Origin of the sequence: Amycolatopsis sp. SB7-3 (assembly GCF_041021335.1) — a bacterium.
GTDB lineage: Bacteria > Actinomycetota > Actinomycetes > Mycobacteriales > Pseudonocardiaceae > Amycolatopsis > Amycolatopsis japonica.
Genome location: NZ_JBFPJQ010000001.1, coordinates 1,994,900 through 2,010,584, shown reverse-complemented (window position 1 = coordinate 2,010,584; position 15,685 = coordinate 1,994,900). Strand labels below are relative to the sequence as shown.

Annotated in this window: 19 protein-coding genes; 10 read left to right on the top strand and 9 right to left on the bottom strand. The window is 68.7% G+C overall.

From position 1 onward, the window contains the following. Positions 1-19: 19 nt before the first annotated feature. Entirely contained in the window at positions 20-400 is a 381-nt protein-coding gene (locus AB8M46_RS09850) for a sterol carrier family protein (protein WP_394360120.1), read from the top strand. Between the two features lie 81 nt (positions 401-481). Here the strand turns inward: AB8M46_RS09850 and AB8M46_RS09845 are convergent, their stop codons facing one another. Then, entirely contained in the window at positions 482-1,279 is a 798-nt protein-coding gene (locus AB8M46_RS09845; RefSeq protein ID WP_394360871.1) for an SAM-dependent methyltransferase, read from the bottom strand. 202 nt (positions 1,280-1,481) lie between these two features. Between AB8M46_RS09845 and AB8M46_RS09840 the strand changes: the two genes are divergently transcribed. The 6 genes from AB8M46_RS09840 to arfB all read left to right on the top strand — a co-directional run bounded on the left by AB8M46_RS09840 (position 1,482) and on the right by arfB (position 6,580). Beyond that, positions 1,482-2,360, top strand: a complete 879-nt coding sequence (locus tag AB8M46_RS09840) for a helix-turn-helix transcriptional regulator (protein WP_007032551.1) — start codon at positions 1,482-1,484, stop codon at positions 2,358-2,360. 284 nt (positions 2,361-2,644) lie between these two features. Then, a complete protein-coding gene (locus tag AB8M46_RS09835; protein ID WP_037334728.1) occupies positions 2,645-2,884 on the top strand; it encodes a DUF397 domain-containing protein in 240 nt (79 codons plus the stop codon). Beyond that, complete coding sequence (locus AB8M46_RS09830) at positions 2,868-3,269, top strand: hypothetical protein (RefSeq protein ID WP_037334730.1); 402 nt, start codon at positions 2,868-2,870, stop codon at positions 3,267-3,269. Before AB8M46_RS09835 ends, AB8M46_RS09830 begins: the two co-directional genes overlap by 17 nt. A 204-nt stretch (positions 3,270-3,473) precedes the next feature. Further along, positions 3,474-5,012: an amidophosphoribosyltransferase gene (gene purF / locus AB8M46_RS09825; RefSeq protein WP_007032554.1), complete on the top strand. Its 1,539-nt coding sequence runs from the start codon at positions 3,474-3,476 to the stop codon at positions 5,010-5,012. A gap of 30 nt (positions 5,013-5,042) precedes the next feature. Next, positions 5,043-6,113, top strand: coding sequence for a phosphoribosylformylglycinamidine cyclo-ligase (gene purM / locus AB8M46_RS09820; protein ID WP_007032555.1), 1,071 nt, complete (start codon positions 5,043-5,045; stop codon positions 6,111-6,113). Between the two features lie 35 nt (positions 6,114-6,148). Continuing rightward, entirely contained in the window at positions 6,149-6,580 is a 432-nt protein-coding gene (gene arfB, locus AB8M46_RS09815; RefSeq protein ID WP_016338029.1) for an alternative ribosome rescue aminoacyl-tRNA hydrolase ArfB, read from the top strand. Here the strand turns inward: arfB and AB8M46_RS09810 are convergent. The 3 genes from AB8M46_RS09810 to AB8M46_RS09800 form a co-directional block, all read right to left on the bottom strand. Next, entirely contained in the window at positions 6,569-7,327 is a 759-nt protein-coding gene (locus AB8M46_RS09810; RefSeq protein WP_394360119.1) for a GNAT family N-acetyltransferase, read from the bottom strand. The two genes, arfB and AB8M46_RS09810, sit on opposite strands and share 12 nt — an antisense overlap. A 177-nt stretch (positions 7,328-7,504) precedes the next feature. Beyond that, positions 7,505-8,158 carry a VanZ family protein gene (locus AB8M46_RS09805; RefSeq protein ID WP_394360118.1) on the bottom strand — a complete coding sequence of 218 codons (654 nt, stop codon included), beginning with the start codon at positions 8,156-8,158 and terminating at the stop codon, positions 7,505-7,507. A 222-nt stretch (positions 8,159-8,380) separates the two neighbouring features. Further along, positions 8,381-9,280: a Gfo/Idh/MocA family protein gene (locus tag AB8M46_RS09800; RefSeq protein ID WP_394360117.1), complete on the bottom strand. Its 900-nt coding sequence runs from the start codon at positions 9,278-9,280 to the stop codon at positions 8,381-8,383. Between the two features lie 123 nt (positions 9,281-9,403). Between AB8M46_RS09800 and AB8M46_RS09795 the strand changes: the two genes are divergently transcribed. Together AB8M46_RS09795 and AB8M46_RS09790 are read left to right on the top strand one after the other, a co-directional pair. Continuing rightward, the gene (locus AB8M46_RS09795) at positions 9,404-9,859 is read left to right on the top strand and encodes a helix-turn-helix domain-containing protein (protein ID WP_360087086.1); all 456 of its coding nucleotides are present in this window, start codon (positions 9,404-9,406) and stop codon (positions 9,857-9,859) included. Between the two features lie 12 nt (positions 9,860-9,871). Further along, entirely contained in the window at positions 9,872-10,414 is a 543-nt protein-coding gene (locus AB8M46_RS09790) for a PIN domain-containing protein (RefSeq protein WP_394360116.1), read from the top strand. A 10-nt stretch (positions 10,415-10,424) separates the two neighbouring features. Here the strand turns inward: AB8M46_RS09790 and AB8M46_RS09785 are convergent, their stop codons facing one another. Both AB8M46_RS09785 and AB8M46_RS09780 read right to left on the bottom strand, forming a co-directional pair. Continuing rightward, a complete protein-coding gene (locus AB8M46_RS09785) occupies positions 10,425-11,285 on the bottom strand; it encodes a 3-hydroxybutyryl-CoA dehydrogenase (protein WP_091598365.1) in 861 nt (286 codons plus the stop codon). Between the two features lie 88 nt (positions 11,286-11,373). Then, on the bottom strand, positions 11,374-11,559 hold the full coding sequence (locus AB8M46_RS09780; protein ID WP_016338022.1) for a DUF3073 domain-containing protein: 186 nt from the start codon (positions 11,557-11,559) through the stop codon (positions 11,374-11,376). Positions 11,560-11,766: 207 nt separating this feature from the next. On the opposite strand from AB8M46_RS09780, the gene AB8M46_RS09775 reads away from it, so the two are divergent. After that, on the top strand, positions 11,767-12,666 hold the full coding sequence (locus AB8M46_RS09775) for a hypothetical protein (RefSeq protein ID WP_394360115.1): 900 nt from the start codon (positions 11,767-11,769) through the stop codon (positions 12,664-12,666). On the opposite strand, the gene AB8M46_RS09770 is transcribed toward AB8M46_RS09775, so the two are convergent. The 3 genes from AB8M46_RS09770 to AB8M46_RS09760 all read right to left on the bottom strand — a co-directional run bounded on the left by AB8M46_RS09770 (position 12,663) and on the right by AB8M46_RS09760 (position 15,682). Next, the gene (locus AB8M46_RS09770; RefSeq protein ID WP_394360114.1) at positions 12,663-13,610 is read right to left on the bottom strand and encodes an asparaginase; all 948 of its coding nucleotides are present in this window, start codon (positions 13,608-13,610) and stop codon (positions 12,663-12,665) included. The two genes, AB8M46_RS09775 and AB8M46_RS09770, sit on opposite strands and share 4 nt — an antisense overlap. Beyond that, complete coding sequence (locus AB8M46_RS09765; protein ID WP_007032564.1) at positions 13,607-14,170, bottom strand: hypothetical protein; 564 nt, start codon at positions 14,168-14,170, stop codon at positions 13,607-13,609. Before AB8M46_RS09765 ends, AB8M46_RS09770 begins: the two co-directional genes overlap by 4 nt. Positions 14,171-14,554: 384 nt before the next feature. Then, positions 14,555-15,682, bottom strand: a complete 1,128-nt coding sequence (locus tag AB8M46_RS09760) for a YgfZ/GcvT domain-containing protein (RefSeq protein WP_394360113.1) — start codon at positions 15,680-15,682, stop codon at positions 14,555-14,557. Positions 15,683-15,685: the final 3 nt, after the last annotated feature.

Here is a 15,685-nt window from a genome sequence, read left to right as displayed (position 1 = left end):
CTCACTCTACTGTTCTCCCATGGCCTCTTCGCGTACGGTCGACCCCGCTGAGTTACGAGCCGCGATCGCGGCGATTTCCCCCTGGTTGAGCGGATCCGGTCCGGAACCGGCCCGTCCCGAGCTGGCCGTCGCGGTGCGGCTGAGCCTGCGGACGCTGGCCGGGGACGCCCCGGGGAAGAGTGTCGAAGTGCGGGTGCCGCCGTTCGCGGCTGTGCAGTGTGTCGAAGGATTGCGCCATACCCGCGGGACCCCGCCGAACGTCGTCGAAACGGATCCGCGTACCTGGCTGGAACTGGCGACCGGGCTGCTCGGCTGGGCCGACGCCGTCGAATCGGGGCGGGTCACCGCCTCCGGGAGCAGGGCCGATCTGGCCCGCTGGCTGCCCTTGGTCCGCCTCTAGACCCCGCCCTGGCGTGCAATGAAGGACTCCTTCATCGCAAATTTTGCGATGAAGGAGTCCTTCATTGCAGGGCGCTGAGTCTTAAGCCTTACGGCCGATACCGCCCGAGATGGTCCGCTGGGCCGCGTTCAGCTCCTTGATCCGCGGGCCGTCCGGCCACCAGTCGACGCACAGCTTGACGCCGGGCTCGACCATCTCGAGGTCGTGGAACAGCTCCTCGATCTCGGCCTTCGTGCGGAAGGTGCCCGAGCCCATCGGGCTGTGGATGAAGAAGTCCTCCATCTTGCGGGCGGTCTCGGACAGCTCGTCCTCCGGGTCGGAGAAGTGCGAGATCGCCACGTAGGAGCCCGACGGCAGCGCGTCGATGTACTTCTTCATGATCTTGGCGGGCTGGTCGTGCGGCCCGTTGTAGTGGTGCAGCGTCCCGAGCTGCAGCAACGCGATCGGCTGCGAGAAGTCGATGTGCCGGCGGATGTCCGGGTTCTCGATGATCCGCTCAGGCTCGAAGATGTCGTCCGAGACGAAGTGCGTGTTCTCGTTCTCCTCGAGCAGCGCCCGCCCGTGGGCGAGCACGACCGGGTCGTTGTCGACGTAGACGACCTTGATCTCGGGGTTGATCCGCTGCACGACCTGGTGCGTGTTCTCCGCGGTCGGCAGGCCGGATCCGAGGTCCAGGAACTGCGTGATGCCCGTCTGGCTGGCGAGGAACCGGCAGGCGCGGATCAGGAAGCCGCGGTTCTCGGTCGCCAGGTCCTGCGCCTCCGGGGCGGCCTGCTGGACCTTGCGCAGCACCTCCCGGTCGATCTCGTAGTTGTCCTTGCCGAGCAGGAAGGCGTCGTACACCCGGGCGATGCTGGCCCGGGTCGGGTCGACACCCACGGGCACTCGTTCCGTCCGGGTCGGGGCGTCGGGCATCTTGAACCTCACAAAACTGTGTCGGAAGTCTCGGGCTCTACGTAGAGTAGAACCACGTACGCGACCGGTAAACCGAGCCATCCCTGTCGTGTCGAGGCCCAAACGTGTACTTTCAGTAATCGGCTTGTTCTCCTGTGAGTGTCGTCGCGCGAAAGGTCCCCGGTCGATGAACGCGGTCACCCCGCCTGGCGGTGAGCAGTCCCTGGGTCCCACCGCGCGACGGATGATCCTCGGCTCTCAGCTCCGCCGGATGCGCGAGGACGCGGGCATCACGCGCCAGGAGGCCGGCTACAGCATCCGCGGCTCGGAATCGAAGATCAGCCGTCTCGAGCTCGGCCGCGTCGGGTTCAAGGAACGCGACGTCGCCGACCTGCTGACCATGTACGGGATGACCGACCCCGGCGAGCGGCAGCAGTTCCTCGACATGGTCAAGGAGTCGAACGAGCCGGGTTGGTGGCGCCGCTACGGCGACCTGATGCCGAGCTGGTTCAACGACCTCGTCGGGCTCGAAGAGGCCGCGGCGCGGATCCAGGTGTGGGAGCCGCTGTACGTCACGGGTCTGCTGCAGACCGAGGACTACGCGCGGGCGATCATGAGCCACGGCCGCAAGGACATGGTCAACGAGCAGATCGACCGCCGCGTCGCGCTGCGGATGCGGCGCCAGAAGATGCTGTCGAGGCCGGACGCGCCGCGGTTGTGGCTGGTGCTCGACGAGTCGGTGCTGCACCGGCCGATCGGCGACCGCGAGGTGCTGAAGGCGCAGATCGACCACCTGCTGGAGATGATCCAGCAGCCGAACATCTCGGTGCAGATCCTCCCGTTCGACCGGAGCGGTTACTCCGCGGACAGCGCGTTCTCGCTGCTCAGGTTCGCGGAAGAGGAATTGCCGAACATCGCGTACACCGAGTACCTGACCGGCGCGCACTACATCGACAAGCGCGACGAGATCGAGCGGTACAGCCGTGCGCTGGACATGCTCGCCGTCGACGCGGAGACGCCGGACCGCAGCCGCCAGATGCTGATGAAGCGCCGCGCCGAAATCTGAGTCGATCACCGTTGTGGGGCTGACCGCCGTTCCGGGGACGGCCGGGGTTTTCTTGCGGTCACCCGAAATTCCGGCGACCAGTCGTAGCTGTTCACCCGTTGGGGACAGTGCGCGTCACCCTTTGGTGGGACGGCTGAGGACTTAAGTCATCACTGCACGCGAATTCTGCAAAAACTTCTGCACGTGCATTTACCGCTGCAGTCACACGTGCTAACTTTGGGATCACAGGCAAATGCACATGCAGATGCATCGCCCGAAGTCTTCTGTCGGGGAAGGTGGGGACCATGGCTGAACAGTTCGACAACGGCATCCCGGCCGATCGTCTTATCGGCGCGCAATGGCGCAAAGCGAGCTACAGCAACGCGATCGGCAACTGCGTGGAGGTGGCACCGCTCGCGTCCGGCGAGATCGCGATGCGCAACTCGCGCTTCCCGACCGGTCCCGCACTGGTCTACACCCAGGCCGAGATGGCCGCGTTCCTCGCGGGTGCCAAGGACGGCGAATTCGATGACGTCCTCGGGTGACACCATCACCGCGGAAATCACCGACATCGAAAGCGGCCTGCAGGAACTGATCCACCGCGGGTACCAGTTCGTGCACCCGTGCGACGCGAACGGCGAGGTCATGGCCGTGGTCGGCGTGCGAGTCCACGACAACGTGGTCGACGTGGTCCGGCTCAACGCCGAGGACGACGTCGTCGCGACCCGTATGCCGGGCACCGAGGAGGACATCCTCGAACCCGAGGTCTGGCTGTGGCGGTACACCGGAGACGCCGCGACGGTGCTGACGGCACTGCTCGCGCTCCCGGACGAGCGCACACCCGGCTCGCTCTACGTTCCGGAGACCGCGGCCAAGGGCTGCTGGGTTCCCGGCCGCGGCGGCACGTCCAAATGGCTCGCCGCGGGCTAGTCAGCTCCTAAGCACAGTCGACCGCCTCTGTCGAGGGGGAGCGGTCGGCTGGTCGGGGGTCGTGAGTGACGGGTCTTGACACCCGCTCGTCACTCACGGTCATCAGTCGAAGCGTGTCCAGCGCCACCTCGTGCGGCGCGTTGATCTCCTGCTCACCGTTTACACTGGTGGCGGCCTGCCCTCTTTCTCCCTGGGAGCACCTCGGTGGTTTCCGACCCGTCCCTCGCCGGACAGCCCGTGACCGACCAGCCCGATCCGGAACCCCGCGAGGAATGCGGTGTCTTCGGTGTCTGGGCGCCCGGAGAAGAGGTCGCGAAGCTGACCTACTACGGGCTCTACGCACTTCAGCACCGCGGCCAGGAAGCGGCCGGCATCTCCGTCTCCGACGGTTCGCAGATCGTCGTCTTCAAGGATCTCGGCCTGGTCAGCCAGGTGTTCGACGAGCAGGTCCTGCAGTCGCTGCAGGGACATATCGCCGTCGGCCACTGCCGCTACTCGACCACCGGCGCGACCATCTGGGAGAACGCGCAGCCGATCTTCCGCACCACCGCGACCGGTAGCGGATTGTCCTTCGCGCACAACGGAAACCTCGTCAACACCGCGGAACTGCGGGATCGCACGGTCGAGGCCGGGCTCAAGCCGCACGCGGGGCTGACCGGTTCGTCCAGCGACTCCGACCTGGTGTGCGGGCTCCTCGCGGCCAACGCCGCCGACAAGGGCATCGAAGCCGCCGCGCTGGAACTGCTGCCCACCCTCAAGGGCGCGTTCTGCCTGGTCTTCGCCGACGAGTCCACCCTGTACGCCGCGCGCGACCCGCACGGCGTGCACCCGCTGGTGCTCGGCAGGCTCGAACGCGGCTGGGTGGTCGCGAGCGAGACGGCCGCGCTCGACATCTGCGGCGCGTCGTTCGTCCGCGAGGTCGAGCCCGGTGAGCTCATCGCGATCGACGCCGAGGGCCTGCGCTCCTCGCGGTTCGCGAACCCGGAGCCCAAGGGCTGTGTCTTCGAGTACGTGTACCTCGCGCGCCCCGACACCTCGATCGCCGGCCGCAGCGTGCACGCCACCCGCGTCGAGATCGGCCGCAAACTCGCCGCCGAGCATCCGGCCGACGCCGACCTGGTCATGCCGGTGCCCGAATCCGGCACCCCGGCCGCCATCGGCTACGCGCAGGGCTCCGGCATCCCCTACGGCACCGGCCTGGTGAAGAACGCCTACGTCGGCCGCACCTTCATCCAGCCGTCGCAGACCATCCGGCAGCTGGGCATCCGGCTGAAGCTGAACCCGCTGCGCGACGTCATCCGCGGCAAACGGCTCGTGGTGGTCGACGACTCCATCGTCCGCGGCAACACCCAGCGCGCACTGGTCCGCATGCTGCGGGAGGCCGGCGCGCTCGAGGTGCATGTCCGGATCGCCTCGCCGCCCGTGCGCTGGCCGTGTTTCTACGGCATCGACTTCGCGTCGCGGGCCGAATTGGTGGCCAACGGCGTCGACCTCGACGGCATCCGCCGCTCCATCGGCGCCGACACCTTGGGCTACATCTCCCTGGACGGGCTGGTCGCGGCGTCGGAGCAGCCGAAGTCGCGGTTGTGCACCGCGTGCTTCTCCGGCGAGTACCCGATCGCGCTGCCCGAAGACGCGCTGATCGGGAAGCACCTGCTGGAGAGCCTGGACTCGGTGAATGGCGCGGCGAAGCCCGTCAGCCCTGCCGGGTACGGTGCTGAGGACGCCATCCGGCGTCCCTAGACCTCTCTTCCAGAGTTGGAGTCCGCTTCCGTGAGCGAGTCCACGAGCGCCACGTACGCCGCCGCCGGCGTCAGCATCGACGCCGGTGACAAAGCCGTCGAGCTGCTCAAACCGCACGCCGAGAGGGCCACGAGGCCCGAGGTGATGGGCGGCGTCGGCGGTTTCGCCGGGCTGTTCTCCCTGAAGCTGGACAAGTGGAAAGAGCCGGTGCTGGCCTCGTCGACCGACGGGGTCGGCACCAAGATCGCCGTCGCCCAGGCGCTCGACAAGCACGACACGGTCGGCATCGACCTGGTCGCGATGGTCGTCGACGACCTGGTCGTCACCGGCGCCGAGCCACTGTTCATGCAGGATTACATCGCCGTCGGCAAGGTCGTGCCGGAGAAGATCGCGGCGCTGGTCGGCGGGATCGCCGAGGGCTGTGTCCAGGCGGGTTGCGCGCTGCTCGGCGGCGAGACCGCGGAGCACCCCGGCCTGATGGGCGAGCATGACTACGACCTCTCGGGCACCGGCATCGGTGTCGTCGAGGCGTCGAACGTGCTCGGCCCGGAGCGGGTCCGCCCCGGCGACGTCGTCCTCGCGCTCGGCTCGTCCGGCCTGCACTCCAACGGCTACTCGCTGGCCAGGCACGTGCTGCTGGACATCGCGCGCATGCCGCTCGACGGGCACGTCGAGGAGTTCGGCCGCTCGCTGGGCGAGGAGATGCTGGAGCCGACCAGGATCTACGCGAAGGACTGCCTCGCGCTGGCCGCCGAAGCCGACGTCCGCACGTTCGCGCACGTCACCGGCGGTGGCCTGGAGCAGAACCTCGCCCGCGTCATGCCGCGCGGCCTGGTCGCGCGGCTCGAACGCGGCACCTGGACCCCGGCGCCGGTGTTCGCGCTGATCGGCCACCGCGGCAAGGTCGAGCGCGCCGAACTGGAGAAGACGTTCAACATGGGCGTCGGCATGGTCGCGATCGTCGGCCCCGACGACGTCGACCGCGCGCTCGCGATGCTGACCGCGCGGCACGTGCCGGCGTGGATCCTCGGCGACGTCCAGCCCGCGGAAGACCCGGACGGTCCGCGCGCCGTGCTGTCGGGTGACCACCCGCGCTTCTGATTTAACGGCTTGGGCCCGGGTGACACACTGGGTCCGTGGCTGATGACGTGGTGATCGGTACCCGGTTCGTGATCCCGGGTGCCGAATTGAGCGAACGGTTCTCCCGGTCCTCGGGCCCGGGTGGGCAGGGCGTGAACACCACGGACTCGCGGGTCGAACTGTCCTTCGACGTGGCCGGTTCGGCATCCGTCCCGGAGCATCTCCGGGCCCGGATGCTGGACCGGCTTTCGTCGCGCCTGGTCGACGGCGTCGTCACGATCGCCGCGTCCGAACACCGCTCCCAGCTGATGAACCGGGAAGCCGCGCGGGCACGGCTGGTGATGCTCCTGACGGACGCGTCGGCGCCGCCGGCCGCCAAGCGGCGTCCCACCAAACCCTCACGGGGTTCGAAGGAACGCCGCCTGGCGTCGAAGAAGCGCCGCGGCGAGGTCAAGAAGTCACGCCGCGGCGGCTACTCAGACGACTGACAGGTGCACGCACTCGGCAGCGGTCTTGAACCCGACCCGGCCGTAGACGCGTTCCGCCTGCCCGGCGCCCGGCGTCAGGAACACCGACCGGCCGCCGCGCACGTGTGCTTCACGCGTCAGGTACTCCGTCATCGCCGCGGCGATCCCGCGGCTCCGGTACTCCTCGAGCACCCCGATCCCGGCGATCTCCGTCGCGCCGTCGAGGATCGCGGTCGCGACGCCGCCACCGACGACCTCGCCGTTCTCGTCGACCGCCATCACCGAGATGGTCTCGCCGCTCAGCTGATCCGGCGACGGGTCGAGGTGTTCGTCGGGATCGGTCTCGCCGAACGCCAGGTTCTGCGCCCGGATCATCTGCCGGAGTTCGCCCTCGGTCTTCGGGGTGACCAGGCTGATCCCCGCCGGTTTCGGCTGTTCGACGACCTGCCCCGGGGTGCAGATCATCAGCGGAACCCGCCGCTCCAGCGTGTAATCGCACCGGACGAGCACGGCTTCGGCGGCCGGAACGGCCTCGGTGAGGAACTCCAGACGCGGCGCGAGCCCGCGCTTGCGGAACGCCTCGGTGAGCGCGGCGACGTCGTCCTCGGTGGGGACGGCGCCGTCGTCGGGGATCGCGTAGTTGAGGAAGGGGCTGCTGGATTCGAGGTAGTAGGTGGCCAGGAACGGCCCGATCCGCTCGGTTTCGCGGAATTTCGCCGCGGTGAGGCGGATGTAGGACTGCAGAGCACGAATCGTCTCGGAAAGCACTGGTGGAAAGCCTTTCGGGCAGAAGAAGGAGACGCACGGGACGATCCGCGTGCGTGGTGGGCTGGCGGGTGCGCCGGCTAGCTCGTGCCGACGCCACCGAAGGCGTCAGGCATGAGGCATCCCTCTTTCTTGCTGCGTAGGGCTTTCGCGATCACTCTCGCACGACGGTCAACTCCTTTACCTCCGCTGCGGATGCGCGATGCCCGAATACCGCTCGTCCCACACCGATCTCGGGACCCGGAGCCGGACCGGCGCCTCGCACACCCGCCGGACCTGCGCCGGGATCGCCACGGGCGGCCGGACGTCCAGGCGATGCCACAGTCGTTTGCTCACCGCGGCGCCCGCGACGGCGCCCAAGGTGTTCAGCAGGATGTCGTCGGCCGAGGTCACCCGGCCCGCCTGGATCAGGTATTGAGTGCCCTCCACCAACACCGAGACGGCCAGCGCGCCCAGCGCGATCCGGCCCAGTGAGCGCAGGCGGCGGAACCGGAGGGGGAGCAGGGCGCCGAGCGGGCTCAGCATGAGGACGTTGCCCAGCGCCTGCCAGAGATTGGCGCTGTCGTTCAGGGCGAGGCGGAGGTCGGTGCCGGGTTCGAGGTTCAGCCTGCTGCCGTGCGCACCGGTCACCGGCATCGTGACCAGGCACAACACCAGGAAGCAGGTCAGCGCGAGCGTCATGTCGACGGCGGCCGTCGCCGACGCGGAGAAGAGATCGGCCTGTCTTCGCCGCCGCCGGTGGGCCGCGAGCAGCGGCCACCCGAGCAGTGCGTACGGAATCGCGGTGATCGTCAACGGGATCATCACACCGAAAGCGCGGAGCAGCTCACCCATGGCCTTCCTTTCCGGAGCGCCCAAGATCACCTTCGCATCACAAGATCGACTCGGCATGGCGGAGCGGACGCACTAAGAGGTGATCTTTTCCGGTGGCGGAAAAGGTTTTCCCATGCTCGGAACCGTCCACAAAGGAACCTGTGGACAAACCTGTGGACGGCCGCGAACCAGCCGGAAGAAGGTGTTATCCCGCAAGGAAAAGCCTTGTGGGTGACCTGTGTACTACTTGCCGTGTCCGGCGAGCTCCCGCGCGCGTTCGAGCAGCTTTTGGAGGTGCAGCCCGCGACGTACGTCACACGGGTGCGAGGTCGTCCCGCTCGCGGCCATCGCCGCGAAATCGTCCAGGAGCGCGGTGTACGACTCGCCCGCCGAGCCCGGCTTCCGGCCGAGCGTGCGGTAACCGTGCTCGCCGTAGACGGCGACTTCGACGACCGTCGGCTGGATCGGCAGCCGCAGCGACAGGGTCGCCGTACTCGTCGCGCCACCCTCGTGGGCTAACAGCACCTGCCACAGATCGTCATCGGTCCGGTTCGCCGCGAGCACGTCGGTGATCTCGCCGAGTGCCGCGTCCAGCAGATCGAAGGCATGCGGGCCGATGTCGGCGAGCGCGCCGGAGTCGTGCCGCCACGCCGAGGACTGGTACTGACCGCCGAGCAGCGCGCCCGAAAGCCAGCGAGCCCCGCCGCCCCGCCAGCCGCCGGCTTCCTTGATGCCGTCGAGCCACTCGCGGGTCATCGGCGAGAACCGCAGGATCAGGACCACGAGAGCCGCGACACCGGCGGCCTCCACCGCGTCCGCGAGCCGCCGCGCGCCGTTGAGATCCGCGGCGATCGGCTTCTCCAGGATCAGATGCTTGCCCGCTTCGGCCGCCCGGACCGCCAGCTCCGCCTGAACGGCGGGCGGCACGGCGAACGCGACCGCGTCCACCTGGTCGAGCAGCTCGTCGAAGCTGTCGACGGCCTGGGCGCCGTGGGCCTCGGCCAGCTCCTTCGCGGCCTCGGGACGCCTGGCCCAGACCGCGCGCAACGTCATGCCGGGGTGATCGGCGAGACCTGGCGCGTGCACCGTCTTCGCCCACGGACCGGCACCGACCAGACCCGCACGCAGCTGTCCCTGTCCCACACCCCCGAGTCTAGGTGTGCCCTCGCGCAAGCTGAACGCACCATCGAGTTGCGTTTATTGCGTTTGTTGCGAATAATTCGTTTGAGAGCCGATACTGGGACCACGTTGAACACGGGAGCAGTGATGACTGCGCTGACCATTGACCAGATCGTCCCAGGGCGCCACGACATCGACGTGGCACTCGAGGCACTCCCGCACGTCGAGGCTTACCTGGCCCGGCGGCATGAAAGGGACACCGTGCGCGTCGTCGTCGATGAGCACGAGGAGTCCGTGGTCGTCCCCCGAGGGGTCGTCGACCTGATGGCTCGCGTGCTCGCCCTGGTGGCGGCGGGTGAGAGTGTCGCGATCGTCCCGTCCCATGCCGAGCTGACCACGCAGCAGGCGGCAGACCTGCTCAACGTTTCCCGGCCGTTCCTGATCGGGCTGCTCGAAGCGGGACGGATCGAGTACCGCACGGTCGGTAAGCACCGGCGAGTGAAAGCCGGTTCCCTCCACGACTACTTGCGTGAAGACGACCGCCGGCGTCGCGAGGCCGCGGACGAGCTTTCCGCCCTGAATCAGGAGATGGGGCTGACCTAGCAAGTGGCCTTCGTGGTCCTGTTCGACGCCAACGTGCTGTACCCCAACGTTCTGCGTGATCTGCTGCTCCGGATCGCGCAGAGCGGTTTCGTCCAGGCCAAGTGGACGGACGAGATCCTCGACGAGGTCTTCCGGAACCTCCGGAAGAACCGGCCCGATCTCGACCCCCGCAAGCTGGACAGGACGCGGCACCTGATGAACGCCTCGGTCCGGGATTGCCTCGTCACCTGCTATGAACCACTCATCACTACGCTCGACCTGCCAGATCCGGACGACCGTCATGTACTCGCAGCGGCCATCAAGGCGCAGGCCCGGGTCATCGTGACCGAGAACCTGCGGGATTTTCCCGGACGGGTCCTCGGTCAATGGAACGTCGAGGCGCAGAGCTCGGACGATTTCGTGCTCGACCGGATCGAGCTCTGCGAGAGAGTGGTCGTGGAAGCGGTACGGCGAATCGCGGACTCGCGCCGTGCTCCGCCTGCCAGCGTCTCCGAGGTTCTCGACGCTTTGGAGCGCTGCGGCCTCCGCAAATCGGTCGCGGCGCTCCGTCGCTGAACGACTTGGGTCAGGAGTAGCTGTAGAAGCCGCGGCCGGTCTTCTTGCCGAGCAGACCGGCGTCGACCATGCGCAGCAGCAGCGGCGGCGAGGAGTACAGCGGCTCCTTGAACTCGGCGTACATCGAGTCCGCGATGGCCTTGATGGTGTCCAGGCCGATCAGGTCCGACAGCCGCAGCGGGCCCATCGGGTGCGCGGTGCCGAGCTCCATGCCGCGGTCGATGTCCTCCGCGGACGCGAAGCCCGACTCGATCATCCGGATCGCGGAAAGCAGGTACGGCACGAGCAGCGAGTTCACGATGAACCCGGCACGGTCCTGCGACCGGATCACGGTCTTGCTCAACGCCGTCGTCGCGTGCTCCTCGGCACGGCGGGCGGTGTCGTCGCTGGTCAGCAGCGAGGGCACCAGCTCGACGAGCGGCAGTACCGGGACCGGGTTGAAGAAGTGGATGCCGACCACCTGCTGCGGGCGGCCGGTGGCCATCCCGAGCTTCATGATCGGGATCGAGGAGGTGTTGGACGCGAACACGGCGTCCTCGCGCTCGACGATCTTGTCCAGCGACCGGAAAACCTCGACCTTGGCCTGCTCCTGTTCCAGGATGGCCTCGATGACGAGGTCGCGGTCGGCGAACTCGCCGATCTCGGTGGTGAAGCGGAGTCGTCCGAGCGCGGCGTCGGCGTCTTCCTGCGAGAGCTTCCCGTTCTTGACGCCGCGTTGCAGCGACTTCTCGATCCGCGCCCGCCCGGAGTCCAGCGCCGGCTGGTTCACCTCGGTGACGATCACGTCCAGTCCGGCCCGTGCGTGCACCTCGGCGATGCCCGAGCCCATGAGCCCGGCCCCGACGACACCTACTCGCGCTACGTCAGACATGGCACCTCCTCATATTTTGGGCAGCACGCGACACGCGAGGGCGGTCACCGGGACAAGCCCGGATCCACCCTCGCGTGTCACGCGTTGCTCAGCGGCGGTATTCGTCGTACCCGTCGTACGGGTCTTCGTCGTACCGCTTGTCGTCCTCGTGCCTGTCTTCCGAGGAACTACTGGACAGCTCGCGCTGCAAAGCATCGAAGTCGGTTTCGTGCGAGCTGTACTTGAGCTCGCGCGCCACCTTCGTCTGCTTGGCCTTAGCCCGGCCGCGCCCCATGGCTCGACCCCCTCGCACAGGGGCGGGGCGGCCGGGGGAATCGGCGGCCCCGCATCGTCTCGACAATTCTTTCCTGCTGACACCGTACCGTGTCCGGGGGGTTGGATGCGACGTGGCACGGTGTGCCGGTGGCGACAGTGTTCACGGAACGCCGGTTACCGGCCGGTCGGTGGCGATAGTCGCAGGTCGGCGTGCCACGATGCTCGTGTGCCCCGTCCGTTCGCGGCTTATCTCCGCGTCTATGAGCCCCTGCTCGCGCTGGGGGATCCACCGGACGAACGCCTGCTCGAGGCCGTCGAAGCGGCCCGGCTCGATCGTTCGGCCGCGGGCGAGCGCGAGCAGGCACTGTGGCTCAAGTCACAGCATGTCGGGCGGTTGCTGCCCGCCGAACTCGCGGACGGCAGGGCCGCCCCCAGTCTCGTCACCGACGTCCTCGTGCTCGACCCCGAAGACGTGCCGGAGGGTGAGCACGGCGACGCCGGTCCGGGACCGCTGATCTGTCCGATGGAGATCCGCGCGCGCTCGGCCGCGGCGTTGGTGACCTTCCTCGGCGACGCGCATCCGGCGTTGAAGAACGCGGTGCTCGACGCGGGCGGCGCGTCGCTGGACATGATCCGCGCGCGGGCGAAGTCCGCGATCGGCGACTTGTCCGCTTCGGCCTCGCACACGCTCTCGACGACGTGGACCGTTCCGCTCCCGTGGTTCGTCCTGTTCGACCCCGGGATGCGCCGGGTCAAACTCGGCAAGGGACGCGACGACCCGGAGCGCGAGGTGTCGTGGCGGGTCTCCATCGCCGACGCGCGGTACCGCGCCCGCGAGGTCGGGGACCTGCTCGAAGCGACCTTCGGCGACTCGGGGCCCGGCCGGGTGCTGCTGGAGACGCGACGCTGGCTCGACAGCTTCCACCCCGGCTCCGCGGTCGAACTCGACTACGGCGGTCTCGTGCAGCTCTTCGCCGACTCGATCCTGCAGGCCGACACGACCGCCGAAGAGGTGCACGACATCCTCGACGCGCTCCGCACCGGCAACGTCGACGAGCTGGCGGAACTGTTCGCCGACCTGCGCGACTTCTGGGGCGACCTGGCCGCGCGGGAACGCGCGAACTAGCCGAACAGACCGGCGGCGACCTTCAGCTCGCCGACCGGTTTCCCGCCGCCGAGCACCGCGTCGCGCGCGAGGCCCACTGCTTCGTCACCCGGGTCGATGCCGAGGTGACGCAGGGTCGCGAGCAGCAGCGGGAGCCGGGCGCGGACCGCGCCGTCGTCGATCTTCAGTGCCAGCGCCGTGCCGTCCGGGAGCGCGAACGCGTGCACTCCCTCGGCGCCGCCCTTCGAGAGCAGGCCGTCGATGGTCCGCATCAGCACGGTGTCCTCGCGGCCGGTGCCCGCGACCTGCCACGGATGTGCGCGGACCGCGTCCGCGACCCGGCGTTCCGGCCCGCCCATGGCGGTGACGAGCCTGCCGAAGGAGCGGGCGAGGCCGGTGAGGGAGAACGCGAACAGCGGGGCGCCGCAGCCGTCGACGCCGACCGTCTCGATCGTTTCGCTGGTGAGATCGGCGACCGTGGCCTGGATGATCTTCTGCAGCGGGTGGATCTCGGCCGCGTAGTCGTCGGTCGGCCAGCCGACCTGCGCGCAGGTCGTGAGCATCGCGGCGTGCTTGCCGGAGCAGTTCATCGCGGCGCGGCGTTTCCCGGCGGAGGCGACGGCCAGCATGCTCGGCTCGTGCAGCGGGAAGGCGGGCGGGCAGGCCAGCGCGTCCTCGGTGAGCCCCGCGCGGGACAGCATCTTCAGGGCGCTCTCGACGTGGTCGGGTTCGCCGTTGTGCGAGCCGCAGCCCAGCGCGAGTTCTTCGTCGCCGATCGTGAGACCGGCGCGGAGCATCCCGACGGCCTGCAGAGGTTTGTTGGACGAGCGCGGGTAGACCGGCCGCTCGATGTCGCCGGCGGAGAAACGCACCGAGCCGTCCGGGGCGGTGATCACGAGCGCGCCGCGGTGCACGCTCTCCACGAAACCGGATCGAACGACCTCGACCAGGACCGGATTCGTCACTCGGACCCGCCGCGTTCGGTGTCGAGCAGGTCGTCGACCGATGCCGTGCCCTTGCGGTAGCGGGTCGCGATCTCGGCGTTGATCGTGTCCATCACGCTCTGCACCTCGCGGCGGTACGAAGAGACGGAGACCTCTTCGTCGGCGTACCGGTTGAGGGCGTTGACCAGCTTCTCGTCCGAGAGCGTGCTGACGTCGGAAAGATCCGTGTCGCCGATGAGGGCCTCGGCGAACCGCCGGTGCTCGCCCGCGCGAGACGGCTCCAGCCGCTGATGTCTCCCCGAGCCCGTGGCCGGGCCGATCGCGTTGTCCGCCAGGATCGCGGCCAGCCGCTCGACGACGCTGCTCTCGCCGCCGGAACTCCGGCGCTCCTGCTCGGCCCGCACGATGTCGATACGCGCGTGGAGCAGGCGCCGCAGGTACGACAGGTCGGTCTCCTCCTGCGCGGCCTCATCACGGCGCTCGCGCAGCACGGAAAGCGTCAGCTCGCCGAGGTCGCTGAGATACCCAGGGCCGAGCACGCGGTCGATACGACGGCGACCACCGGGCCGGACTTCGATCACGCGCGTAGCTTATCGCGCTCCAGCGGAAATGTTCCGCAGGGAGCGATACCACAAGGATCTCCGCCCCTTCCGAGCCCCTCCGCCGGACGGCTGCTCTTTCGGTCCCTTCCAGAGCCCGCCCCCCACCCGTCCCGGGGGCGGCCCCTGGTCCAGTCTACCGGGGGTGGGCGGGGAAAAGTGCTGGTCGGCGGAGTTGTCCACAGGTGGGCAGAGTTGTGGACAACCTGTGGATGAGTACGTGAAGGTCCCCTTCATTGCGTCTAGCGCAGTGAAGGGGACCTTCACGTACTTCAGTCGTGAGTGCGCGAGGTGCCCGGGCCGTGAAGGCCTCCTTGAGGGACCCAGGGTCACTCAAGGAGGCCTTCACGGACAGCCGAAACCGGCTCAGCCCCGCAGCCGCTGAGCCGCTTCCCGTCCGGGAGCCGGAGCCTCCCCCGGAACCGAGTCCGGGTCGATGGTCGCCTGCACGACGCGGTCCTCGGCGCCCACCAGCAGTTCCGCGCCCGGCTGCGTCGAACGTTTGACCAGCGCCAGCGCGATCGGGCCCAGTTCGTGGTGCTGCACCACGCTGCCGACGCGCCCCACCGTCCGCTCGCCCAGCGCCACCGGATCGCCGGTCTCCGGCGTGATCTCCGGCGAACCGTCCAGGTGCAGCAGCGCCATGTAGCGCGGCGGCCGCCCGACGTTGTGGACCTTCGCGACGGTCTCCTGTCCGCGGTAGCAGCCCTTCGCCACGTGCGCGGCGGAGTCGACCCAGTTCACTTCGTGCGGGATCGTGCGCTCGTCGGTGTCGACGCCGAGGCGCGGCCGCAGCGATTCGACCCGCAGCGCGTCGAAGGTCCAGCTGCCCGCCGGTCGCGCGCCCGCGTCGGTCAGACGCCGCCACCAGCCCGCCAGTTCGGCGCGGGGCACGGCGAGGTCGACGCTGTGCCGTCCCGGCCACGGCATCCGCCGCGCGAAACCGCCGGGGATCGCCACGACCGAGTACGGGTCCGAGCCCACGGAAACACCTACGGCGTCCAGCACTCGGTCCGCGTCGGGGCCGAGGACGGTCAGCAGCGCCAGCTCGTCCGAGACATCGCGGATGTCCACTTTGGACCAGAACTTCATCGCTTCGAGGTAGTCGCGCAGTGTCTGCTTGCCGCCGGACGGCAACGCGCTGGTGGCCACCGCGCCCCGGTCGCTGTCCAGCCACACCGTGCCGTCCGCGTGCGCGACGACCATGTGCGTGTCGACGCGGCCTTGGCTGTCCAGCACGAGCGCCTCGGTGCCGGTGCCCTCGGCGAGCCCGGTGACATGCTGCGAGATCACCAAATGCAGCCAGGACAACCGTTCTTCGCCGGTCACGCTCAGGATCTCGCGGTGCGAACGGTCGATCACGACCGCGCCGCGAGCCGCGGTCCGTTGCTCGGCGAAGGGGTCACCCCAGTGCCACGGGACACCTTCCTCCGGATGCCCGTCGGGTGCCGCGATCGGTCCGGGAAGGTCGAGCAAGGGGGAGCGGTAGGGCATGAA